This is a genomic window from Cupriavidus sp. UGS-1 (genome assembly GCF_021213615.1).
In the GTDB taxonomy this organism is placed as follows: domain Bacteria; phylum Pseudomonadota; class Gammaproteobacteria; order Burkholderiales; family Burkholderiaceae; genus Cupriavidus.
Window position 1 is genome coordinate 105,155 of the sequence record NZ_JAJQJF010000003.1, and the last position, 22,831, is coordinate 127,985.

Consider the following 22,831-nt stretch of genomic DNA (forward strand, 5'->3'; position numbering starts at 1 on the left):
GTCGTTCCCGCGCAGGCGGGAACCCAGTGACTTGATCTGCGGACCGGTATCAGCGTTGGCCCGGCACCTTCAGGCAGTCCTGCGCGCGCCATCCATGCAGCCAGGCCAGCGCATCGTAGAACTGCTGTTGCGTGCGGCCGACCCACAGCGAATTGCGCACCAGACGTTCGACGCCCCTGGCGTGGTAGATCCGGCCCATCTCGCGGGCGGAGTACAGCACGCGTGCGGTGCGCGGAATCCGGACCCGGTCGTACAGCGCGAACGCCGCCTCGAAGTCGCCGTCGCAGTGCTCGACGGCGGCGCCCAGCGTCACCGCGTCCTCCAGCGCCTGGCAGGCGCCCTGCGCGAGGTATTGCGTCATCGGATGCGCGGCGTCGCCCAGCAGCGTGGCGCGGCCAAAGCTCCACCGCTCGACCGGATCGCGGTCGGCGGTGGCCCAGCGCTTCCACGAGGTCGGGCGATGCAGCATCTGATGCGGCCGCGGATGGATGCCTTCGAAGTAGGACAGCACTTCTTCCTTGCTGCCTTCCCTGACGCCCCAGACCTCCTGCTCGCGGCTGTGGAACGTCACCACCAGGTTGTACTGCTGGCCGCCGCGCAACGGGTAATGGACCAGGTGGCAGTGAGGGCCGGCCCAGACCACCGGCGCATTGATGCGCAGGTCCCGCGGCATGTCGTCGAGCTCGACGACCGCGCGGTAGACCACATGGCCCGTGACGCGCGGCTCGTCGCCCAGCAGCACCTGGCGCACGGCCGATTTGACGCCGTCGCAGCCGATCACCGCATCCGCGCGGTGCCGCTCGCCGCGCTGGTCGACCACGGTGACGCCGTAGTCGTCCTGATCGAGCCCCTCGACCCGCGTGGCGGTGTGGAAGCGGATCAGCGGATGGTCCTGCACTGCTTCAAGGATCGACAGATGGATGTCCGCGCGATGGATCACGGCATAGGGATTGCCGAATCGCTGGCGATAGCGCTCGCCTACGTCGACCACCGCCACCTCGCTGGCATCGACCGCGTCCATCAGCATCAGATGGTCCGTGAATACCGAGCGGCTGCGCGCCGCCTCGCCGACGCCCAGCGCGTCCAGCGCGGCGAAGGCGTTGGCCGCGAGCTGGATGCCGGCGCCGATTTCGCCGATCTGCTCGGCCTGTTCCAGCAGTTCGATGCGAATGCCCTGTCGTGCCAGCGCCAGCGCTGCCGCCAGGCCGCCGATGCCGCCGCCGACGACGATGACCTTGCGGCCCTGTTGTGATGTGTTCATCGATGTCTCCTGTCCCGCTCCCCGGGATGCATGGCGCTCAGCCCGGATAGTCCGGCTGCTGGCGCGGATCGGCGGCGCGGAAGGCCGGATGCTCGACCGCATGGCGATAGACCGCCATCGCCAGCGGAAAACGCTCGGTGTCGCAACCCATTCGCTGCGCGTTGGCGATCTGCGGCACCAGGCAGCAGTCCGCCAGCGTGGGCTGATCGCCGAAGCACCACGGGCCGGACGCGTGCCTTGCCAGCAGGCGTTCGACCATGGCCAGGCCCTCGTCGACCCAGTGCCGGTACCAGGCGTCCTTCTGTTCCGGCGACACGCCTAGCGTGTCCTGCAGATAGCGCAGCACCCGCAGGTTGTTGACCGGATGAATGTCGCAGGCGATCGCGTACGACAGCTCCAGCACGCGCGAGCGCGCTTCGATGTCGGCGGGAATCAGCCGCGGCTGCGGATGCCGCGCGTCGAGGTAGTCGATGATGGCCAGCGATTGGCCCAGGTGCAGATCGCCATCGACCAGCGCCGGCACGCTGGCCGACGGATTGATCTGCTCGACATAGCCGGGGGCGCGATGGGCGCCGTTGCGGATATTGACCGGCACGTAGTCGTAGGGCAGACCCTTCAGCGCGAGCGCGATGCGCACGCGGTACGACGTCGAGCTGTTGAAGAAGCTGTGCAGCTGCATGATCGCTTTCACTCGTTCCGCTCAGGCGATGCGCACCGACAGTTCGCCAAGTCCCTGTACGCCGGCCACCATCCGCTGGCCCGGTTTCACCGCGCCGACACCCTCGGGGGTGCCGGTAAAGATCAGGTCGCCCGGCTCCAGGCGGAAGTACTGCGACAGATAGGCCACCGTTTCCGCGACCGACCAGATCAGATGCGAGACATTGCTGCGCTGGCGCGTGTCGCCGTCGACGGTCAGCCATAGTTCGGCCTGCTCGGGATGGCCGACGTCGCCTGCGCGATGCAGCGGACCGATCGGTGCCGACGCGTCGAACGCCTTGCCGATTTCCCACGGGCGGCCCATCTCGCGCATCTTCATCTGCAGGTCGCGCCGCGTCATGTCGAGGCCAACGGCATAGCCCCAGACGTGATCGAGCGCCTGTTCGACCGGAATATCGCTGCCGGCGCGGCCGATTGCGGCAACCAGTTCGGCCTCGTAGTGATAGTTCTGCGTCTGCGGCGGGTAGGGCAGCGACAGCGTGTCGCCGTAGGCCACCGGAATCACCGCGTCGGCCGGCTTGCAGAAGAAGAACGGCGGCTCGCGGTCCGGGTCGAAGCCCATTTCGCGGGCATGCGCGGCGTAGTTGCGGCCGACGCAGTAGACGCGGCGAACCGGGAAGCGGTCATCGCCGCTGCCGGCGACAGGAATGCCGACGGTGGGCGCGGGATCGAAAACAAAAGGCATGGGAAGTCCTTGCAGGATCGTAGCGTTCAGGAATGGGTGCAGGCATCGGGGGCGCGGCCGTGATTCAGGCGCGCGCCAGTGTCCCGATGCGGGCCGTCAGAGCCGTTCTTCGCGCAGCAGATTCAATGCGCTGAGCACCGGGCGGTCGGAATAGCTGAACAGCACCGCGTCCTCGACGCAGGCGAGCTGCACCGGCTGCCACGACGGCGCGACGAAGATGTCGCGCGGCTCGAACTGGAATTGCATCTCGCCGATGCGTGCGGTGCCGCGGCCTTCGACGACGCTATAGACAGTTGCATCGGTGCTGCGATAGGTGCGGCCCTGGAAGCCGGCCGGCAGCAGTTGCATGTAGGTGGCCATCGTCGGCATCGGCCAGCCGCCGGTGGCGGGATTGACGTAGCGCAGCTTGACGCCGTCCCACGGGTCGAGCTCGCCATGGCGATAGAGCTGGTCGAGCGCCTCTCGGGTCCGCGCATACGGATAGCTGAAGATCGGCGAGCTGCCGCCCGTGGGCTGATAGCGCACCGGCACCATGTTGTTGCCGTAGCGCGCGAAGCTGTTGCCTTCGGGGCGCGTGACCGGCTGCACCGCTTCGGGGTAGCTCTCGGCGAACCCCGCATCGAGATGCTGCAGCAGCGGGATATCGAGCCCGTCGAGCCAGACCACCGGCTCGCCGCCGTCCGCCTCGAGCGGATTGCCGTGGTCGTGCCAGGTCCAGGACGGCGTGATGATGAAATCGCCAGGATGCATCGTCGTGCGTTCGCCGTCGACGGCGGTCCAGGCACCCTGGCCCTCGACGATGAAGCGCAGCGCGGACTGCGTATGGCGATGGCTCGGCGCGATTTCGCCGGGCAGGATCAGCTGCAGGCCGGCATACAGCGTCGACGTAATGCTCGATCTACCGGGCAGGCCGGGGTTTTCCAGCACCAGCACGCGGCGGACCGCTTCCTCGGCGCTGATCACAGAGCCGGCCTGCATCACCAGCGGGCGCACTTGCTCGTATTTCCAGATCGCCGGTTGCGCCTTCGGCTGCGGTTGCGGCGGCACCAGCGCGTGCAGCGATTCCCACAGCGGCGCCATATGGCTGCGTCCGATCTGTTCGTAATAGGCTGCGCGGGCGATATCGCGCTTGCTGTTCGACATCGAGGTCTCCAATCGGGAAAACACAGGCGGATCGGCTCCCCTCTCCCGCTTGCGGGAGAGGGGCTGGGGGAGAGGGAAGCTTGTCCGCGTCATCGTTTGTTGGGACTGTAGCCGCGCAGGTATATTTCGGAAAATGAATTGTTGATCTGATCCATACGAATATGGATATGACTGGGAGGGTTTTCCCCGATGGATTGGACGCACCGGCTGCGGCTTCGCAACCTGCAGATGTTGTTGAGCCTGGCGGAGACCGGAAATATGAGCCAGACCGCGGCGGCGCTGAATACCACGCAGCCCGGCCTGTCGAAATGGCTGCGCGAACTGGAGGAGGACATCGGCCTGCCGCTGTTCGAGCGGCACGCGCGCGGCCTGCGGCCGACGCCCTATGGCGAATCGCTGATCGAGCATGCGCGCCGCATCGAGGCGCAGCTCGATAGCGCGCGCGACGATCTGCAGGCGCTGCGCGATGGCGGCAGCGGCCTCGTGGTGATCGGCACCTCCGGCGCTTCGGCGGCCGATACCGTGCCGCTGGCAGTGGTGCGGCTGCTGAAGGCGATGCCCGGTGCGCAGATCCGCCTCGTCGAAAGCACGATGGACGAGCTGATGAGCCGGCTCGCGCGCGGCGAGCTCGATATCGTGGTCGGCCGCTCCGCGCCGGAGCTGCAGGATGCGCGGCTGCGTACCGAGGCGCTGTACATGGAGCCGATCCACTTCGTCGCGCGGCCCAAGCATCCGCTGCTGTCGATGGCGGCGCTCGACTGGTCCGCGCTCGAATCGTTCCAATGGGTGATCTGGCCGCGCGGCACGCCGATCCGCAATGCGCTCGAATCCGCGTTGGCGGCGGCGGGGCGGCCGCTGCCGGCGCGCTGTGTCGAGTCCAATTCGACCGTCCTGAACCTGACGCTGCTGAACCACACCAACATGATCGGCGTTGCCTCGCACCGCACCGCGCGCCGGCTCGAGGACCTGGGCGCGCTGCGCATCGTGCCGCTGCGGCTGTCGGGATTCGGCTCGGTGTCGATGTATTGGCGCGAGGACAGTTTCCGCCGCGGCGCGGTGGTGGCCGCGCTCGATGCCTTGCGCGAAGCGGGCGGGGGCGCCAGCGTGTAGAGGCGGTCTGCGGCCTTGGACGGCCCCGCGCGCATGGTCGGGATTGGATATGATGGCGCCGGCCGGCTTGCATCGACATCGAGCTGCGAGCCGCAACAACGACAACAACGATCGCAAGTCACCACACAAAAGGAGACCGCCCCATGACGCCCATCACGCCCATGGCGCCCATCACGCCTCGCGTCCGCCATCTTCCCCGCCGCACCATTCTCGGCATCGCGCTCGCCGGCCTGGCAACCGCAATCGTTGCGCTGCCGACGCCGGCCAGCGCCGCTGACTACCCGGCCAAGCCGATCCGCTTCATCGTGCCCTACGCCGCGGGTGGCACCACCGATCTGGTGGCGCGCACCGTCGGCCAACGCGTCGCCGAGAAGCTGGGCCAGCCGGTGGTGATCGAGAACCGGCCGGGCGCCGGCGGCAATATCGGCATGGAGGCCGTGGCCAAGGCGGCGCCGGACGGCTATACGATCGGCTTCGGCGCGATCTCGACCAATGCGCTGAACCCGCATATCTACAAGGCGATGCCGTTCGATCCGCGCCGCGACTTCACCGCGGTCAGTCTGCTGGGCACGTCGACCATCGTGCTGGAGGTCGGCAATCAGCTGCCGGTCAAGACCGTGGCCGAACTGGTGGCGTATGCCAAGCGCAATCCCGGCCTGACCTATGCGACAGCGGGCACCGGCACGTCGATGCATCTGGCCGCCGCAATGTTTGCGCAGATGACGGGCACCAGCCTGACCCACGTCCCGTACAAGGGCAGCAGCCCTGCGATCAACGACATGCTGGGCGGGCATATCCCCGTGATGTTCGACAACCTGCCGGCCTCGTTGCCGCATATCCAGGCGGGCAAGCTGCGCGCGCTGGCGGTGGCGGGCAGCACGCGCTCCCCGGCATTGCCCAATGTGCCGACGCTGGCCGAGGCGGGATTGGCCGGCTATTCGGTCGAGCCATGGTTCGGCGTGTACGGGCCCGCCGGCATGCCGGCCGATATCGTGCAGAAGCTCAATGCTGCCTTCGTCGAAGCGCTGGGCAGTGCCGCGGTGCGCGACAAGCTGGTGCAGGCCGGCTTCAATCCGAAGTCGTCGAGCGCCGCGGAACTGCAATCGCTGACGCAGGCCGAGTACGAGAAGTTCGGCAAGGTGGCGCGCAGCGCGAATATCACGGTGGATTGAATCGCACCTGTCCGTTGTGCCCCGTCGTCCCCGCGCAGGCGGGGACCCAGCGGCTTTGCATCGGGCATCGAGCCGAAGCCACTGGGTCCCCGCATTCGCGGGGACGACAGTAATGGAACATCGACACGCCGATCGCGTACCTGTATATTTATACAGTCCATTTCGTCCCCCGCGAAATGGCGCGATTTCAAGCCGTCATCGATGTCCGCCGCCGCTACACCGTCCGATTCTGCCGCCACCCAGCACCCGCCATTCGCCTCGCCACGCGGGCAAGGCGAGCCTGCGTCGGTGGCCGACAGCGAACCGCGCTACATCGTCGCGGTCCGCACGCTGTGCGATTTCACCGCCCGCGCCGGCGATCTGGACCTGCGCTTCACGCCTTCGCCGACCGCGCTGGAAGGCATGGCCGGTCATGCCACCGTGACCTCCCGCCGGCCCGCCGGCTATCGGACCGAGATCTCCCTGAGCGCGGACTTCGGGCCGCTGCGCGTGCGCGGCCGTGCCGACGGTTACGATCCCGCCCTGCGGCGGCTCGAGGAAATCAAGACGGTGCGCGGCGACGCCGCCGAGGTGCCCGACCATCATCGGCATCTGCATTGGGCGCAGGCCAAGGTCTATGGCTGGCTGATGTGTCTGCGCGAGGCGCTGGACGACATCGAGATCGCGGTGGTCTATTTCGATATTGTCAGCGGCCGCGAGCGTGCCGAGACGCAGCGATTTACGGCGCAGACGCTGCGCGAATGCTTCGAGGCGCAATGCCGTGCCTTTGTCGGCTGGGCCGAGCAGGAGCTGGCGCATCGCGCCGGGCGCGACCTGTCGCTGGACTCGCTGGCCTTTCCCCATGGCTTGTTTCGCGCCGGCCAGCGCGAGCTCGCCGAATCGGTCTATCGCGCCAATCTGTCCGGTCGCTGCCTGCTCGCGCAGGCGCCCACCGGCATCGGCAAGACCGTCGGCACGATCTTTCCCGCGCTGAAGGCAATGCCGAAGCAGAAGATCGACAAGCTGTTCGTGTTATCGGCCCGTTCGACCGGCCGGGCGCTGGCGTTGGAGGCCACGCGCGGACTGGCCGCGCAGCGGGATGCGATGCCGCTGCGCGTGCTCGAGATGGTGGCGCGCGACAAGGCCTGTGAATATCCGGGCCGCGCCTGTCACGGCGAAGCCTGTCCGCTGGCACGCGGCTTCCATGACCGCCTGCCGGCGGCGCGCGCGCAGGCGGCCGGACGGACGATGCTGGACCGCGCTCAGATTCGCGAGATCGCCCGGGCAAACGACGTCTGCCCGTACTACCTGAGCCAGGAAATGGCGCGCTGGAGCGATGTAGTGGTGGCGGACTACAACTACTACTTCGACCGCACGGCGTTGCTGCATGCCTTCGCGCTGCACGACGGTTGGCGCGTCAGCGTGCTGGTCGACGAGGCCCATCAGTTGCCGGAACGGGCTCGGGACATGTACAGCGCCACGCTCGATCAGGCCGACTTCCGCGCGCTGCGGCGGCAGGCGCCAGCGGATCTGCGCCGCGCGTTCGATCGCGTCGGCCGCCAATGGAATGCCGCCGGGAAGACGCTGGCCAGCGACTATCGGGCCGAGGCGAAGGTCCCCGCGCCGTTGCTCGATGCCTTCGAAGGGCTGTGCGCAGCGTTGCTGGAACGGTTTACAGAGCGGCCCACCGAACAGGACCCGGCGCTGCAGCGCTTCTATTTCGATGTGCTGCAATTCTGCCGGCTGGCCGAACAGATCGGTCCGCATTCCGTGTTCGACATGACGCGGATGCCGGCGCGCGGCGCGCACGCCAATGTCCGTCTCGGCGTACGCAACCTCGTGCCAGCGCATTTCCTGCGGCCGCGGCTGGCGGCGGCGCATTCCGTCTCGCTGTTCTCGGCCACGCTGGCGCCGGCCTCGTACTACGCCGATATGCTGGGCCTGCCCGAGCGATGGGTGTGGCACGAGGTGCCGTCGCCATTCGAGCCGGAACAGCTGCGCGTTCGCGTGGCCTCGCATATCTCGACCCGCTTCGCACATCGCCAGCGCTCCCTGCCCGATATCGTCGAGCTGATCGCCGCGCAGTATCGCGACAGCCCGGGCAACTATCTCGCCTTCTTCAGCAGCCACGACTACCTCGGCGATGCGCTGGCGCTGTTCACGCAGCGGCACGCCGATATCCCGAGCTGGTCGCAGGCACGCGGCATGGGCGAGGGCGAGCAGGCCGATTTCCTGGCCGCCTTCCGCCCCGGCGGCCGCGGCGTGGGCTTTGCGGTATTGGGCGGACCCTTCGCCGAGGGCGTCGACCTTCCCGGCGATCGGCTGATCGGCGCCTTCGTCGCCACGCTCGGACTGCCCCAGTTCAATCCGGTCAACGAGCAGCTGCGCAGCCGGCTGGAGGACGCGTTTGGCGACGGCTATGCGTACGCGTACCTGTATCCGGGCCTGCGCAAGGTCGTTCAGGCAGCGGGCAGGGTGATCCGAACCAGCGAGGACCGCGGCGTGGTGTATCTGATCGACGACCGCTTCGCGCAGCCGTCGGTGCGGGAGTTGTTGCCGGCCTGGTGGCGGGTAGAAACCTGGCCGTCGCGTTTTGTTTCAGCGGACATCTACGGTCCTTAGCCACGGAGAACGCCAATGCGCATAGAGAAGTGGGGAGCCAGTTTGGCCATCCGCCTTCCGAACAGCATCGTGGAGCTGCTGAAATTGCGCGAGGGGGACCACGTCGAAATTGTTGTCCACAATTCGGGCAGTTCGCCAAGGCGCAGGAGTCGGGACGCTGATGCGTTGTTGGAGCGCCTGCGAACATTCCGCGGACGACTACCCGCGGATTTCAAGTTCGGTCGCGGCCAGGACATGAGGTAGGCGAACTGACGGACAATGCGAGCCTATGCGTACTTCCCCGTCAGCCCGCCATCCACCACCATCTCCGTCCCCGTGACATACGCCGCCGCGTCCGAAGCCAAAAACGCGCAGGCGTAAGCCACGTCCCAGGCCGTTCCCATCCGCTGCACTGGTACCTGCCTTGCCCGCGCCGCGCGCGCTTCGTCGAGGTCGTTGTCGGAGAACATCTTCGCCACGGTATGCGCGATCCGGGGCGTATCGATCAAGCCGGGGACCACCGTGTTGGCGCGGATGCCGTGCGAGGCGTATTGCTGTGCCAGCATGCGCGTGAACTGGATTACCGCCGCCTTGGTGACGCAGTACGACAGGTGCGGATAGCCGAGATAGCGCAGGCCAGCGACCGACGAAATGGTCACGATGGCGCCGCGGCCGCGGGCGACCATCTCGGGCAATACCTGTTGCGACGCGAGCAGCAGGCTGCGGACGTTGACGTTGTGCGCCTGGTCGAAGTCTGCCAGTGCGGTGTCGAGCGGGCCGCCGGGCTTGCCGATGCCGACGTTGTGGTGCAGCACGTCGATCGGACCAAGGCGATCGCGTGCCTGGGCGAACAGACGCTCGACCTCCGGCTCGATGGCGACGTCCCCGATGAACGTCTCCGCTGTGCCGCCTTCCGCCCGGATCAGCGCGGTGGTCTCCTCGGCGGACGCTGCATCGCGATCGACGACGCAGACGCGGGCGCCGAGCCGCGCATAGGTCAGGCTGGCGGCGCGGCCGATGCTCCAGCCGGGACCGGCCGAACCGGCGCCGGCGACGAACACGGTCCGGTCGGCGAGGCTCAGGGGAAGGGCATGCATGCCCGTCACGATGCCTCTCCCGTCGGTGCGTTGCCGGCATAGGGAATCGCGTGCTCGACGGTGTCCCAGATATAGCGGCCGGAAGGACTTTGTTGTTCCTCGACGATATGCGCGACCAGTCCGGCCGCGCGCGAGATCACGGCAAAGCCCCGCATCACCGCGGTCGGCACGCCGATCTCGCCGAGCAGCGCCGCCACCGCGCCGGTGGCATTGATCGTGATCGGCCGGCCGGCCGCTTCGTCGACGGCGGCGGACAGTTGCTTCAACGCGCGAATCCGTTCGCCGCTCAGTTCTGGCTCCGCTTCGGCCAACTCAAGCAGCTTGTATGCACGCGGATCGACCGGCTTGTGCAGATGGTGGCCGAAGCCGGGAACCGGGCTCTTCGTTTCCTTGTAGTGGCGTGCGATGGCGCGCGCTTCCGCCTGCGGGTCGCCGGCAGCAAGCAGCCGATCGAGCAGCTGCGAGCAATTCTCCATGGTGCCGACGAAGGAGCTGCCGACCGCCAGCAGTCCGGCGGAAACGGCGCCCTGCAAATTCTCCGGCGCGCTCATATAGATGAGCCGCGTCGCGATCGCGCTCGGCGTCAGCCCGTGTTCCATCAGCACGATCAGCACGACATCGGTGATTCGCATATCGACCGGCCGCGGCGTGCGGCCGAGAATCTGCATCAGCATGACTTCGGTGAAGGTCTTCTTGCCCATCAGGTCGTTGACGAGATCGGCTTCGCGGTAGTGCAGGCTCGTCAGCGTATGCGTGCAGAGGCGGGTCACGGGCTTGGTGGTGGCGGTCATCGCTGGTCTCCCCGGTTTGCGGAAGCGGTGTTCGTAGCGTGGGCGAGCGCCCGGTCGCGTACGGCGTTTTTCAGCACCTTGCCGACGCTGGAGCGCGGCAGGTCGTCGTGGAAATGGATTCGCTTGGGCGTGGCCACCGGGCCCAGCCGCTCGCGCACGAAGGCGATCAGTTCGGCCTCGGATGGGATGACTGCCCCGTCGCGCAGCTGAACGGCGGCGTGCACCGCCTCGCCCCATTTTTCGTCGGGCACACCGAACACCGCGCACTCGTGGACCGCGGGATGCTGTCCCAGCGCGTTCTCGACATCGATCGGATAGACGTTGAAGCCGCCGGTGATCACGACCTCGCGCAGCCGATCCTTCAGATACAGATAGCCGTGCTCGTCGATCAGACCCCGATCGCCGGTATGCAGCCAGCCGTCGACGATCGTCCCGGCGGTCAGGTCCGGGCGCCGCCAGTAGCCGGTCATCACCAGATCGCCGCGCGCGACGACCTCGCCGATCTGTCCCGCTGGCAACAGCGTGCCGTCCGGCGCCATGATGGCGACGTCGCTGAACCAGGTCGTTCGTCCGACCGAGGCCAGATTGCGCTCGTCCTCGAAATCCTCGGGGCGCAGCACGGTCAGCAGTTGCGGCGCCTCGGTCTGCCCGTAGGTGGTGCCGACCACCGGGCCGAAGAACGCGCGCGCCTGGCGGATCTTCTCCACCGGCATCGGCGCGCCGCCGTAGATCAGCCGGCGCAGCGCCGGATAGTCGTCGCGCGAGGTGTCCGGCAGCGCCATCAGCATGTAGATCAGCGTCGGCGGCATGAAGGACACCGTGCCGCGCCGGTCGCGAAACGCGGCGCGGACCGCCTCGGCACCGCTGCCGTCCAGGATCACGTGGCAGCCGCCTTGCGCGAGGATCGGCAGCACATAGGTCGAGGTGCCATGCGTGATCGGGGCCGCCATCACGTAGCGGTCGTCGGCATCGAAGCCCCACGCATGGATCTGGTTGACGATATTGACCATCCACGCGCGGTAGGGCTGCATCACGCCCTTGGGCGCGCCGGTGGTGCCGCCGGTGAACTTGATGGCCTGCGTCGCATCGCGATCGAGATCGGGATACAGGTCGAGACGGGGCCGTGCCGCGCCGGCATGGCGCGCGATGATCGCCGGCAACGCGTCGCAGCCGTCGTCCGCCACATCCGTGAAGATGCGGGCGCCCGGCGCGCCGTCGGGCAGTGCCGTGCAGCCGCTATCCAGCACCAGAATGCTTGGCTCGGTCGCATCGACGATGCGGCGCAGCTCGGGCCGTGCGCTCTTCGGATTCAGCGGTACCCAGACCTTGCCGCTGGCCAGCACCGCCAGCAGCGCGACCAGATGCGTGGCGGAATTGCCGGCGCAGATGCCGACGCGGCTCTGCGGCGCGGCATCGAGCGCCATCAGGCCGGCCGCCACCGCGGCGACGCGCGCCGCCAGCTCGCGATAGGTGACGCAGCCGTCCGGCGCGTCGATGGCGAGGCGGTCGGGCCAGCGGTCCGCGGCCCGCCAGAACAGATCGATCGGAAACATGGGACTCCTCAATTCACACGGGCGCCGGATTGCTTGACGACGTCGTGCCAGCGTTTGATTTCGGACATCATGAAGGCGCGCATCTGCTCCGGCGTGCCCGGTTGCGGATTGGCGGCGAGGTCCTGCATCCGCTGCCGCACGTCGGGCGCCGCCAGCGCCTTGTTCAGCGCAGCGTTGAGCCGGTCCACCACGGGCCTGGGCGTACCGGCCGGCGCCGCGATCGCGAACCACGACTGCACGTCGAAGCCGGGGTAGCCCGACTCGGCGACGGTCGGCACATCGGGCAGCAACGGAAGACGCTGCGGGCTGGTCACCGCGATGGCGCGCAGGCGGCCGGCCTTGACGTGCGGCATCGCGGACGGCGTGTTGTCGAACATCGATTGCACCTGCCCGCCGAGCAGATCGGTGACCGCCGGCGCGCTGCCGCGATAGGGGACGTGCAGCATATTGATGCCGCTGCGCATCCGGAAGATCTCGCCGGACAGATGGATCGACGAGCCGCTGCCCGAGGAGGCGAACGTGATGCCCGACGAAGATTCCTTCGCAAAGCGCAGGTAGTCGGCCACGTTCTTGACCGGCAGGCTCGGATTGACGACCAGCACGTTTGGAATCTTCGCGATCATGCCGACCGGCTCGAAGTCCCTGGCCGGGTCGTAGCCGAGCTTGTCGTAGAGCGAGGCATTGATCGTGTTGGCGATCGTATAGACGTACAGCGTGTAGCCATCGGGCTCGGCCTTCGCGACCACCTCGGCGCCAACGTTGCTGTTGGCCCCGGCACGGTTCTCGACGACCAAGGGCTTGCCGAGTTCTTCGCCGACCTTGAGCGCGACCAGGCGCGCCAGCACGTCGGTCGCGCCGCCCGCGGCATAGCCGACGACGAGCCGCAGTGGCTTGCTGGGCCAAGGCTGCTGGGCATGGACAGAAAGGGAAGTTCCGCCCGCCAGCGCGGCAAGCGAAAGGGCAAGGGCACAGCCGAACAGGCGCCGGCGCGGCGCGTTGCGTACGTTCATGATGGTCGTCTCCTGGGTCGATAGCCTCGCCGGGGCGGCCCTCTTGTGGTGTTGGGGCATACTGCGCACTGGTATCCCGGCAAGGAAATTCTTCCCGATGACCTCTCGCCTTGCGAATCGGAACGTCCGGCAGGCGGACGTTTCAACCACCGCTCCGGAGGAGGGCGCGCGAGCGCTGCGGCGCGGCCTGACGCTGCTCGACGCGATTCTCGCGGGCGGCAGGGACGGCTTGCGCGTGGTCGATCTATGCAGGGCGGCGGGGCTGGAGCGCCCGACCGTCTATCGGCTGCTGGCCACGTTGATCGAATGCGGCTATGTCGCGCAGCGCGGCCGCTTTCGCTATGTCAGCGGGCCGCGGCTCGCCGCGATGCCGCAGCGCGACGGCTCGACCGAGTTGGCGGAGAAGCTGCGGCCGGTGCTGGCGCGGGTCAGCGGAGCGTGCGGGGATGCGGCCTTCGCGATCGTCCGCGATGGCTCGCTGTCGCGCTGCATCGCGCGCCATGTGGGCACGCATCCGGTGCAGGTGCTGGTGATCCAGGTCGGTACGCGCCAGCCGCTGGGCGTTGGCGCGGCCGGGCTGGCTCTGCTGTCCGCGTTGCCGGATGAGGCGGTGGGGGAAATCATCGATGGCAATGCCGACACCCTGGCTCAATACGGCGGCATGACGCCGGAGCGGATGCGCATCCTGATTCGGGCGACGCGGGAGCGCGGATGGTCGGTGATCGGCAATCACGCGACCCGCGGCGCGCTCGCGGTCGGCATGGCGGTGCACAACCGCGACGGCGAACCGGTGGCCGGTATCAGCGTCGCCACCACGCTGGCGCGGATGCCCCGCGATCGTCAGCAGTTGATCGCAAGGCTGATGCGGGAGGCAGTGGGGACGTTATTGCCGAAGGGGCTGTAGCGCAGTGACGAGGGCGGACTGCGGGCGTACCCCGCTACGTGAGCGCCGCGACGGTGATCCCGATGCCGACGATCGCCAGCATGCCGACGACCGCGACCAGTTCGAACTCGTACCACGCGTCGCGCCGCATCGGCGAAGCCGGATACCGGCCCAGCGTCACGATCTTCAGTACCAGCCAGCCGGGCCAATAGAGGACGAACTGGAACAGCGCATACATCGCGAAGCGCGCCACGACCCCGATGACAGATTCCATTCGCCATGCCCCGCTTGATGGTGGAATGGCAGCATTCTAAGCGGGGCAACCGGAGCGTCAAGCCGCGATCAAGCCGGGATCAAGCCGCGGTATAGGCCGTCTTCACCGTCGTATAGAACTCCTGCGCATAGCGGCCCTGTTCGCGCGGACCGTAGCTCGACCCCTTGCGTCCGCCGAACGGCACGTGGAAATCGACGCCGGCGGTCGGCGCGTTGACCATCACCATGCCGGCCTGCGCGTGGCGCTTGAAATGCGTCGCCAGCTTCAGCGAGGTGGTGCAGATGCCGGCGGACAGGCCGAACTCGGTATCGTTGGCGAGCGCCAGCGCTTCCTCGTAGTCCCGTGCCGCAATCACCGCGGCCACCGGCCCGAAGATTTCTTCCCGAGCGATCCGCATGTCGTTGCTGCAGTCGACGAACAGCGCGGGGCGCAGATAGAAGCCTTCCTTGCCGAGCGAAAGCCGTTCGCCGCCGCACACCAGCCGCGCGCCTTCCGCCTTGCCGATGGCGATATAGCGTTCGTCCTGCTCCAACTGGCGCGCGTCGACCACCGGGCCGATCTGCGTGCGCGCATCGCGGGCATCGCCGACCACCAGTGCCGCGGTGCGCTCGGCGAGCCGGGCGACGAAGCGGTCGTGGATACCGTGCGTGACGATGATGCGGCTCGACGCGGTGCAGCGCTGGCCGGTCGAATAGAACGAGCCCTGCAGCGCGACCTCGACCGCAAGCTCCAGATCGGCATCGTCGGTGACGACCAGCGGATTCTTGCCGCCCATCTCCAGCTGAAACTTCGCCATGCGCTGACAGGCCTGCGCGGCGATGCTGCGGCCGGTGGCCACCGAGCCGGTGAAGCTGATGGCATCGACCTGCGGATGTTCAACCATCCGCTGGCCGACATCGCGTCCGCGGCCGAGCACCAGATTGAAGGCGCCGGCCGGCAGGACCGAACGGCTCAGGATTTCCGCCAGCGCCCAGCTCGAGCCCGGCACCGGCTCCGCCGGCTTGAACACCACGCAGTTGCCGTAGGCCAGCGCTGGAGCGATCTTCCAGGCGGGAATCGCGATCGGAAAATTCCAAGGCGCGATCAGCGCGACCACGCCGATCGGCTCGCGCGTGATCTCGACGCCGATGCCGGGGCGCACCGAGGGCAGCAGCTCGCCGGCGGTACGCAGCGCCTCGCCGGCGAAGAACTTGAAGATCTGCGCGGCGCGCACGACCTCGCCGGTCGCCTCCGGCAGCGTCTTGCCTTCCTCGCGCGCCAGCAGGTCGCCCAGCTCGGCGCGGCGCTGCAGCAGCTCGTTGCCGACGAAATCGAGCACATCGAAGCGCTGCTGCGGCGTCGACAGCGACCACTTGCCGAAGGCTTGCCGCGCGGCGTCGACCGCCTGGTCGACGAGCACTGCGTCCCCCTGCGCGTAGTGGTCGATGATGTCCGACAGGTCGGACGGATTGACGTTGGCGCTGCTGTCGGTGCCGGCGACCCATTCGCCGGCGATGTAGTGCGATTTCACGGTGGCTTCCTTGTTGGCGAGGGGGGCGCCCGGCGGCGCCGGGCACGGCTTATTCCTTCTCGATACCGGCGGTGCGGATGATGCGGCCCCAGCGGTCCAGCTCGGCCAGCTGGAAGCGGCCGAGCTCCTCGGCGCTCGACAGCGCGATTTCCTGGCCGCTCTGCTCGACGACCTGCCGCACGCTCGGCGTGGCCAGCGCGCGATGGACCAGCTCGCTCAGGCGCTGCACCACCGGCTGCGGCGTATTGGCGGGCGCGTACAGCGCGTTCCAGTAGCCAGCCTCGTAACCGGGAAGCGTGTCGGCGATGGTCGGCACGTTGGGCACCAGGGCCGAGCGCTTGGGACCGCTGAAACCGAGCACGCGCAGCTTGCCGGAACGTACCTGCGGCAGGCTCGCGGGCAGGTCGACGATCATCAGGTCCGTCTGGCCGGCAACCAGGTCCACCACCGCCGGCGGGTTCGCCTTGTAGGGGACATGGGTCATCTCGGTGCCGCTCATCTGCTGGAACAGTTCGGCGGCGACGCGCGCCGACGAGCTGCCCGAGCCGTACGTCAGCTTGCCCGGCTCCTTCTTCGCCAGGGCGATCAGTTCGGCGACGCTGTTGGCCTTGACGTTCTGATTGACGACCAGCAGCTGGTAGCCCTTGGTCAGCATCGACACCGGCGTGAAGTCCTTGATCGGGTCGTAGGGCAGCTTCTTCAGCAGATGCGGATTGGCCGCCTGCGTGGTGTTGGTCGTGATGAACAGCGTGTAGCCGTCCGGCTTGGCCCGAGCCACGGTCTGGGCCGCGATGCCGCCCATCGCGCCGGCGCGGTTCTCGATCACGACGGCCTGCCCGGTCAGCCGGGTCACTTCATTGCCCAGGGCGCGGGCCAGGCCGTCGGTGGCGCTGCCGGGGCTGGAGCCGATCACGATGGTGATGGGACGGGCAGGATAGGTTTCCGCGAGCGCGCTGCCGGTCAACGAGGCAAAGGCGCAGAAGGCAAGCAGGGTGCGACGAAATGGCATCGATAGTCTCCAATGAACGTTGTTGTAGTGGGACGTGGCACGTCCCGGGCGTGCGGAGCGGGCTCCCGCCCGCGATGAAATCAGCGTGCGAGCCCCCAGCCGGACATCAGCTCGTGCAGGCGCTGCTGCTGGGCTTCGGTCAGCGGCCACGCCGACGGCGGCCGTGCGGCGCCGCAGTCGTTGCCCATCAGCTGCAGCGCGGCCTTGACGACCGTGACGTTGGTGCCGTTGTTTTCCTGGGCGCGCAGATCCTCGAAGGGCAGCATCTCGCCGATCAGGCGCATCGCCAGCGCATGGTCGCCGTCTTCCAGCGCGCGATGGATCGCCACCGAACGCTCGGGCATCACGTTGATCAGGCCGGAGGTGAAGCCGCGCGCGCCGACGGCATAGAAGGGCGGCGCCCAGACCTCGGCCAGCCCGCCGACCCAGGCCAGCCCGCGGTCCGCGGTGCGGCGGATTGCTTCGGCCAGCATCATCGGCGTAGGCGAGGCCCACTTGACGCCGACGACCTCGGGAATGCGGCACAGCGCTTCGATCGCGGCCAGGCCGATGTTGTCGTTGCGCAGATAGAGCACCAGCGGCAGGCCGTGGCCGGCCTCGGCAATCTTCTGCACATAGGCGACCACGCCGCGCGGCGCGACGAAGGGATCGGGCGGCTGATGGACCATCAGCGCATCGGCGCCGGCTTCGCGAGAGGCACGGGCGAGGGCGCAGGCTTCATGGACGCTGCGGCCGACGCCGGCCAGCAGCGGCACCCGGCCGGCCACGCATTCCGCGGCGGCATGGACTATGCGCACCGCCTCCTGCTCGCGCAGGCCGTAGAACTCGCTGGTATTGCCGTTGGCGACCAGTACATGCACGCCGGCGTTCACGGCTCGATCGACCACGGTCGAGAGCGGACCGGGCGAGACGGTATCATTCGCGTCGAACGGCGTGACCAGGATTCCGGAAATGCCATTGAGCGCCTCGCGCAGCGCGGAACCTTCGAAAGTCGCCACTTGAACTCCTGATGGAATGGACATGAGAGGCGCTACTGTAGAAAGGCGCCGGTGCCGCCGTCCAATCCAAACTGGCGATTACCCAATTCAAGATTTGAATCGTGTTCCAGCTATCCCATCTGCGCAGCTTCGTGGCCGTCGCGACCGAATTGCATTTCGGCCGGGCCGCTGCCTTGCTGAACATGACGCAGCCCCCGCTGACTCGGCATATCCAGCTGCTCGAACATGAGGTGGGCGTGCAGTTGCTGGATCGCTCGGGTGGCGCGGTCCGCCTGACGCCGGCGGGCGCGATCTTCCTGCGCGAGGCAGAGGACATCCTGCGCCGCAGCCAGGCCGCCAAGCTTGCCGCGCGCCGCGCCATGCGCGCCGACGCCGGCAGCGTGTCGATGGGATTCATTCCGGCGGCGAGCTTTGCGCTGCTGCCGCAACTGCTGGGCGCGATCCGTAGCAGCTTGCCCGAGGTCCATGTGTCGCTGCGCGAGATGCAGACCGACGCGCAACTCGAGGCGATCGCCGCCGACCGCATCGAACTGGGCCTGGTGCGCCCGTTCGCGCCGCGCAGCTTCGTCGAATCGGCGCCGCTGCTGCGGGAGCCCTTCGTGCTGGCCGCACCGGCCGGTCATCCGCTGCTGCAGGCCGAACGCCTGCCGCTGTCCGCGCTCGAAGGCCAGCCCTTCATCGAGTTCTGCCGCTCCGAATCGCGCTATCTGTACGAGATCGTCGCCGGGCGCCTGCGCGCCGAAGGCGTGGCGCCCGACACCGTGCAGACGCTGAGCCATACCCACTCGATCCTGTCGCTGGTCGATGCAGGCATGGGCGTCGCGCTGGTGCCGCAGTCGGCCTGGCGCCTCGGCTACGCCGGGGTGCGCTTCCGGCCGATCGACGATCAGGTCGGGCTGGATGTCGAGCTACATCTGGTCTGGCGGCGTGGCAATCCGCATCGGGTGGCGGCGACGGTGCGGCAAGTCCTGGAGCAAGCGTTCGACACGACGTGATTGCACTCGCCAGCCGGCGCGCGGCGCGCCATCCAAGTCGTTATTGTTCCGGAGATTGAGGAATTATTGCCTCCGTGGCGGCCAATAGGCCGATAGTTCCGGAATATTGGGAACTAATGGGCCGACCAAGGTGGATGACGAGGTCAAAACATGGTCAGAAAACTGCCGTTGCCGGATATCTCCCTGAGCCCGGTCGCTCACGATCTGCAGTCGTTAGGGGCTTTGATTCGCAGCCAACGAGGACGTTGTCAATTGCGGATCGACGATGCGGCCGATTTGCTCAATGTCTCCAAGGACTTGCTTTCTCGTCTGGAGAACGGCAGATCGGTCGGGCTCGACGGCCTGATGAAGGTACTCGATGGTCTGGGGCTGAAGTTGCTTGTTGTCCCTGAAGGGGACGCCCTGTTTTTGGAGGACCGCCTCACCGAAAGCTGGAAAGAAGCGTAAGTCCTAGAACACGCCCAGCGCCAGCCCGCTTGCCAAGCCTTCCCCAAGTTCCGCGCAGCGCGCCAGATCTTCGGGGCCGATCTGCTTCGGTGCCAGGATGCGCTCCGGCGTTTGCGCATGCGTGCACACGATCAGCCCGGGCGCCACGGAGCGCAGGCGCCAGCCGGTGGCGATCCGGTCGATCTGGCGCAGCGCGTTCTGGCCGTCGCTGCCGGCGCAGATCATCGCGGCATAGGGGCGGCCATTGATGCGGTCGAGCACCGGGTAATAGCAGCGGTCGAAGAAGTCCTTCATCAGCCCGGACATCGCGGCGAGGTTCTCCGGCGTGGCGAACAGATAGCCGTCGGCGTTCAGCACATCGTCGGGCCGGGTCTCGGTGGCCCGCAGCAGGCGGACCTCGATGTCCGGCTGGCTCCTCGCCGAGTCGGCGGCGGCCTCGGCCATCTGCTGCGTGCCTCCGGTCATCGTGTGGTAGACGATCAGCAGCGTTTTCATCGGGGCGTGTGGGCGGGTCGGATTACGAGGGCAATGTAGCACGCGGTAAGCGCCGTGCCGCGGCGTACCGCACCGGACTGGCGTCAGCGTAGCGGCTGGGCGTTGGCCGATGGCTCGACGGGAAAGGCCGACTGCGCGACCTGCCGGAAATGCCGCCCGGCGGGACGCTCGGTCTCGGCGCAATAGGCCAGCGCCAAGCCGATCGACGCGGCACCCGGCATGTCGTCGACCGGAATGCACGCCAGCCGCTCGTTGGCGAAGCGGTGCATGATCGACGGCACCAGCGCGATGCCGAGCCCGCTTTCCACCAGCGCCATCACCGTCTGGATCTGCGTGGCGATCTGCGTGATGCGGGGCTGGAAGCCGCCCAGTTGGCAGGCCGCCATCGCCGCCGCGTGCAGTCCCGAGGCCTCCTCGCGGGCGTACATCACGAAGCGCTCGCCGGCGAGCTCGGACAGCGACAGCGACCGGTGCCCGGCGAGCGGATGATGGCGCGGCAGCGCCGCGACGAAGCGGTCGTGCTCCAGCGCAGCGAGCGTGATCCTGCCCGCCTGCAGCAGCGGGATGCGCACGAGGCCCACGTCCAGCGCCTCGTCTTCGAGCTGCTTGACGATCGAGGCCGAGGTGGCCTCCTTCAGCGTCAGCTCCACCGCGGGATACTCGGCGCGAAAGCGCGACACCAGTTGCGGCAGCAGGTGATAGGTCGTGGAACCCACGAAACCGATCCGCAGCGTTCCACCCGTGCCGCTGGCCGCGGCGTGCGCGGCCTCGCGGAAATGGCCGGCATGAAACAGGATGCGCCGCGCCTCGGCCAGCGCCGCGTGGCCGCTCGGCGTCAGCGTGACACCGCGCGTCTCGCGCACGAACAACTGCGTTTCCAGTTCCTGTTCCAGTTTCTGGATCGAAACGGTCAGCGCGGGCTGTGCGATATGCAGCCGTTCGGCGGCGCGGCGAAAGTTCAGCGTTTCCGCGAGAACGACAAAATGCCGGATACGTCGGAAATCCATGGGGCAGGGCGGCGCGCGGGCAGTGGCGAAGCCCACATCTTACCGATGGCCGACGCCGTGCCCCGCCGGTCAGCTTCGCGAGGCCGGTTTCCGTTTCTCGAGAAAGGCCGTTACCGCGCGCCGATGGTCTTCGGTCTGGTGGCACATCGCCTGGAAGGTCGCCGACATCTCGAGCAGCGTGTCGAGCCGCGTATGCATGCCCTCGCGCAACAGCCGTTTGGCGAGCCGCACGGCTTGCGGCGGATTGGCGGCGATCGCCTCGGCCAACCGCATCGCCGTCGGCAGCAGCTGATCGGCGGGCACCACCTGGGACACCAGGTTCCATTCCAGCGCCCGCGCGGCATCGATCGGCAGGCCGGTGAAGATCATCTCGGCGGCACGCGACAGGCCGATGACGCGCGGCAGCAGCCAGGCGCCGCCGTCGCCCGGAATGATGCCCAGCCGCACGAAGCTCTCGGCGAACTGCGCGCTCTCGGACGCAATGCGCAGATCGCACATGCAGGCGAGGTCCAGGCCCGCGCCCATCGCCGGCCCGTTGACCGCGGCGATCACCGGCACCTCCAGATTGAACAGCGCCAGCGGCAGCCGCTGGATGCCGCGGCGGTAGTCGCGCCGGATCTCCATGCCGGGCACCGTTCCAGAGGCTTGCCGCTCCATGTCGCGGATGTCGCCGCCGGTCGAGAACACCGGACCCGCGCCGGTCAGGATCACCGCACGCACCGAGTCGTCGCCGTCGATCCGTTCGGCCGCTTGCACCAGCTCGGCCACCGCGGAGTTGCCGGTCAGCGGATTGCGGCGTGCCGGCTCGTTCAAGGTAAGGGTCACGATATGACCTTGCTGCGCGTAATCCAGGAACTGGCTCATGGTGGTCCTCGTTCGGTTGCTTGTCTGCCGCGGTGGTTGTTCGCGTGGCTATTGCTTCGGAATGCCGGCGCGCGTCGCCGCATCCGACCATTTGCGGATCTCCGCCAGCTGGAAGCGCCGCAGCTCGGCGGCATTGCCGGTAAAGACATCCCAGTTGGTGCGGGCGAAGAACTCGGCGGTCTCCGGCGCGGCATTGATTTCCAGCAGCAGCTTCTCCAGTTTTTCAACCACCGGGCGCGGCGTCTTCGCGGGCGCGAAGGCCGCGGTCCAGTTGACCATGAAGTAGCCGGGAAACCCGCTCTCCTGCAGCGTAGGCGTATTCGGCTGCGTCGCCAGCCGTTTCTCGCTGGTCACCGCCAGCAGCCGCAGCTTGCCGCCCTGCAGCAGTGGCAGCACCGCGCCATAGTCGGCGAAGGCGAAATCGATCTGGCCCGCGGCAACATCGGTCAGCGCCGGCGCGGCGCCCTTGTAAGGGACGTGGTTCGCCTTGATTTGCCCCTGCGTCAGGAACAGTTCTGTCGCGATCTGATAGGACGCGCTGCCGGCGCCGTAATTCAGCTTGCCCGGCTGCTGGCGGGCATGCGCGACCAGTTCCGCCACCGTATGGAATGGCGAGGCCGGGTTGACGACCAACGCCATCGCGCCCACGCGGAGCCGCGCGATCGGCGCCAATTCGCCGACCGGATCGTAGGGCAGCTGGCGAAACATCGCGACATTGGTCGCCACCGGGGAATTGCTCGCCAGCAGCAGCGTGTAACCGTCGGGCTCGGCGCGGGTGACGGTCTGCACGGCGATGAAGCTGTTGCCGCCGGGCCGGTTCTCGACCACCACCGACTGGCCCGTCTTTTCCTCGAGCTTGCGCGCCACGTAGCGAGCGGTGGAATCGGTGCCGCTGCCGGGCGGAAACGACACGACGAGGCGGATCGGCTTGTTCGGATAGTCGGCTCGCGCCGGCGCGGCAAGGCTCAGGGAAAGCGCGGCGACGCAGAAGGTGGCGGCCAGCAGCCGGCCCGGGCGGGTCATCAGCATGTCTCTCTCCAGTCGGCGCCCCGTCATCGCGCGAGGCTTGTGCGCAAGGCTAAGAGCGGCGTTGGCAGCCTGTCCAATATGAATTCGGCGTGTGGCGATATACAAAACTTATCGCCGAATGCCGGTGGTCGTCCCCGCGCAGGCGGACCCAGCGACTTTGATGTTCGAAAGAAGCGGAAAGCCACTGGGTCCCCGCATTCG

23 protein-coding genes are annotated in these 22,831 nt (G+C 67.7%); 7 read left to right on the forward strand and 16 right to left on the reverse strand.

Annotated features, from left to right (window positions below):
- Positions 1-49: 49 nt before the first annotated feature.
- The 4 genes from LRR16_RS05400 to gtdA form a co-directional block, all read right to left on the reverse strand.
- Positions 50-1,261 (reverse strand): 3-hydroxybenzoate 6-monooxygenase, encoded by a 1,212-nt coding sequence (locus LRR16_RS05400; RefSeq protein WP_232205071.1) that lies wholly within the window; start codon positions 1,259-1,261, stop codon positions 50-52.
- A gap of 37 nt (positions 1,262-1,298) precedes the next feature.
- On the reverse strand, positions 1,299-1,940 hold the full coding sequence (gene maiA, locus LRR16_RS05405) for a maleylacetoacetate isomerase (protein WP_232205072.1): 642 nt from the start codon (positions 1,938-1,940) through the stop codon (positions 1,299-1,301).
- 21 nt (positions 1,941-1,961) lie between these two features.
- Entirely contained in the window at positions 1,962-2,663 is a 702-nt protein-coding gene (locus LRR16_RS05410) for a fumarylacetoacetate hydrolase family protein (protein ID WP_232205073.1), read from the reverse strand.
- A gap of 96 nt (positions 2,664-2,759) precedes the next feature.
- Entirely contained in the window at positions 2,760-3,806 is a 1,047-nt protein-coding gene (gene gtdA / locus LRR16_RS05415; protein WP_043441457.1) for a gentisate 1,2-dioxygenase, read from the reverse strand.
- Between the two features lie 189 nt (positions 3,807-3,995).
- Between gtdA and LRR16_RS05420 the strand changes: the two genes are divergently transcribed.
- The 4 genes from LRR16_RS05420 (at position 3,996) to LRR16_RS05435 (ending at position 8,932) form a co-directional block, all read left to right on the forward strand.
- A complete protein-coding gene (locus LRR16_RS05420; RefSeq protein ID WP_006576381.1) occupies positions 3,996-4,916 on the forward strand; it encodes a LysR substrate-binding domain-containing protein in 921 nt (306 codons plus the stop codon).
- 143 nt (positions 4,917-5,059) lie between these two features.
- Positions 5,060-6,088, forward strand: a complete 1,029-nt coding sequence (locus tag LRR16_RS05425; RefSeq protein ID WP_006576380.1) for a tripartite tricarboxylate transporter substrate binding protein — start codon at positions 5,060-5,062, stop codon at positions 6,086-6,088.
- 288 nt (positions 6,089-6,376) lie between these two features.
- Positions 6,377-8,689 (forward strand): ATP-dependent DNA helicase, encoded by a 2,313-nt coding sequence (locus LRR16_RS05430; RefSeq protein WP_232205074.1) that lies wholly within the window; start codon positions 6,377-6,379, stop codon positions 8,687-8,689.
- A gap of 15 nt (positions 8,690-8,704) precedes the next feature.
- Complete coding sequence (locus tag LRR16_RS05435) at positions 8,705-8,932, forward strand: AbrB/MazE/SpoVT family DNA-binding domain-containing protein (RefSeq protein WP_232205075.1); 228 nt, start codon at positions 8,705-8,707, stop codon at positions 8,930-8,932.
- 23 nt (positions 8,933-8,955) lie between these two features.
- On the opposite strand, the gene LRR16_RS05440 is transcribed toward LRR16_RS05435, so the two are convergent.
- The 4 genes from LRR16_RS05440 to LRR16_RS05455 are packed head-to-tail and all read right to left on the reverse strand — an operon-like array spanning position 8,956 to position 13,119.
- A complete protein-coding gene (locus LRR16_RS05440; protein WP_043441508.1) occupies positions 8,956-9,765 on the reverse strand; it encodes an SDR family NAD(P)-dependent oxidoreductase in 810 nt (269 codons plus the stop codon).
- Between the two features lie 5 nt (positions 9,766-9,770).
- Positions 9,771-10,556: a citryl-CoA lyase gene (locus LRR16_RS05445; RefSeq protein ID WP_232205076.1), complete on the reverse strand. Its 786-nt coding sequence runs from the start codon at positions 10,554-10,556 to the stop codon at positions 9,771-9,773.
- The gene (locus tag LRR16_RS05450; protein ID WP_232205077.1) at positions 10,553-12,109 is read right to left on the reverse strand and encodes a class I adenylate-forming enzyme family protein; all 1,557 of its coding nucleotides are present in this window, start codon (positions 12,107-12,109) and stop codon (positions 10,553-10,555) included. Before LRR16_RS05450 ends, LRR16_RS05445 begins: the two co-directional genes overlap by 4 nt.
- Positions 12,110-12,117: 8 nt before the next feature.
- Entirely contained in the window at positions 12,118-13,119 is a 1,002-nt protein-coding gene (locus LRR16_RS05455) for a tripartite tricarboxylate transporter substrate binding protein (RefSeq protein ID WP_006576374.1), read from the reverse strand.
- A gap of 97 nt (positions 13,120-13,216) precedes the next feature.
- On the opposite strand from LRR16_RS05455, the gene LRR16_RS05460 reads away from it, so the two are divergent.
- Entirely contained in the window at positions 13,217-14,023 is an 807-nt protein-coding gene (locus tag LRR16_RS05460) for an IclR family transcriptional regulator (protein WP_006576373.1), read from the forward strand.
- A gap of 34 nt (positions 14,024-14,057) precedes the next feature.
- Here the strand turns inward: LRR16_RS05460 and LRR16_RS05465 are convergent, their stop codons facing one another.
- The 4 genes from LRR16_RS05465 to LRR16_RS05480 form a co-directional block, all read right to left on the reverse strand.
- Positions 14,058-14,276, reverse strand: coding sequence for a hypothetical protein (locus tag LRR16_RS05465; RefSeq protein ID WP_064576597.1), 219 nt, complete (start codon positions 14,274-14,276; stop codon positions 14,058-14,060).
- 79 nt (positions 14,277-14,355) lie between these two features.
- The gene (locus LRR16_RS05470; protein WP_232205078.1) at positions 14,356-15,786 is read right to left on the reverse strand and encodes an aldehyde dehydrogenase family protein; all 1,431 of its coding nucleotides are present in this window, start codon (positions 15,784-15,786) and stop codon (positions 14,356-14,358) included.
- A gap of 49 nt (positions 15,787-15,835) precedes the next feature.
- Positions 15,836-16,795 carry a tripartite tricarboxylate transporter substrate binding protein gene (locus tag LRR16_RS05475; RefSeq protein ID WP_006576369.1) on the reverse strand — a complete coding sequence of 320 codons (960 nt, stop codon included), beginning with the start codon at positions 16,793-16,795 and terminating at the stop codon, positions 15,836-15,838.
- Positions 16,796-16,875: 80 nt separating this feature from the next.
- Positions 16,876-17,793 carry a dihydrodipicolinate synthase family protein gene (locus LRR16_RS05480; RefSeq protein ID WP_232205079.1) on the reverse strand — a complete coding sequence of 306 codons (918 nt, stop codon included), beginning with the start codon at positions 17,791-17,793 and terminating at the stop codon, positions 16,876-16,878.
- Positions 17,794-17,894: 101 nt separating this feature from the next.
- On the opposite strand from LRR16_RS05480, the gene LRR16_RS05485 reads away from it, so the two are divergent.
- Positions 17,895-18,788: a LysR family transcriptional regulator gene (locus LRR16_RS05485; protein ID WP_006576367.1), complete on the forward strand. Its 894-nt coding sequence runs from the start codon at positions 17,895-17,897 to the stop codon at positions 18,786-18,788.
- 150 nt (positions 18,789-18,938) lie between these two features.
- Positions 18,939-19,235 (forward strand): helix-turn-helix domain-containing protein, encoded by a 297-nt coding sequence (locus LRR16_RS05490; protein ID WP_232205080.1) that lies wholly within the window; start codon positions 18,939-18,941, stop codon positions 19,233-19,235.
- A gap of 3 nt (positions 19,236-19,238) precedes the next feature.
- Here LRR16_RS05490 and LRR16_RS05495 read toward each other — a convergent pair whose 3' ends face one another.
- The 4 genes from LRR16_RS05495 to LRR16_RS05510 form a co-directional block, all read right to left on the reverse strand.
- On the reverse strand, positions 19,239-19,730 hold the full coding sequence (locus LRR16_RS05495) for a flavodoxin family protein (RefSeq protein WP_006576365.1): 492 nt from the start codon (positions 19,728-19,730) through the stop codon (positions 19,239-19,241).
- A gap of 83 nt (positions 19,731-19,813) precedes the next feature.
- Positions 19,814-20,737 carry a LysR family transcriptional regulator gene (locus LRR16_RS05500; protein WP_006576364.1) on the reverse strand — a complete coding sequence of 308 codons (924 nt, stop codon included), beginning with the start codon at positions 20,735-20,737 and terminating at the stop codon, positions 19,814-19,816.
- Positions 20,738-20,806: 69 nt separating this feature from the next.
- A complete protein-coding gene (locus LRR16_RS05505; protein WP_006576363.1) occupies positions 20,807-21,601 on the reverse strand; it encodes a crotonase/enoyl-CoA hydratase family protein in 795 nt (264 codons plus the stop codon).
- A gap of 48 nt (positions 21,602-21,649) precedes the next feature.
- Positions 21,650-22,624, reverse strand: a complete 975-nt coding sequence (locus LRR16_RS05510; RefSeq protein ID WP_370646764.1) for a Bug family tripartite tricarboxylate transporter substrate binding protein — start codon at positions 22,622-22,624, stop codon at positions 21,650-21,652.
- Between the last annotated feature and the right edge of the window lie 207 nt (positions 22,625-22,831).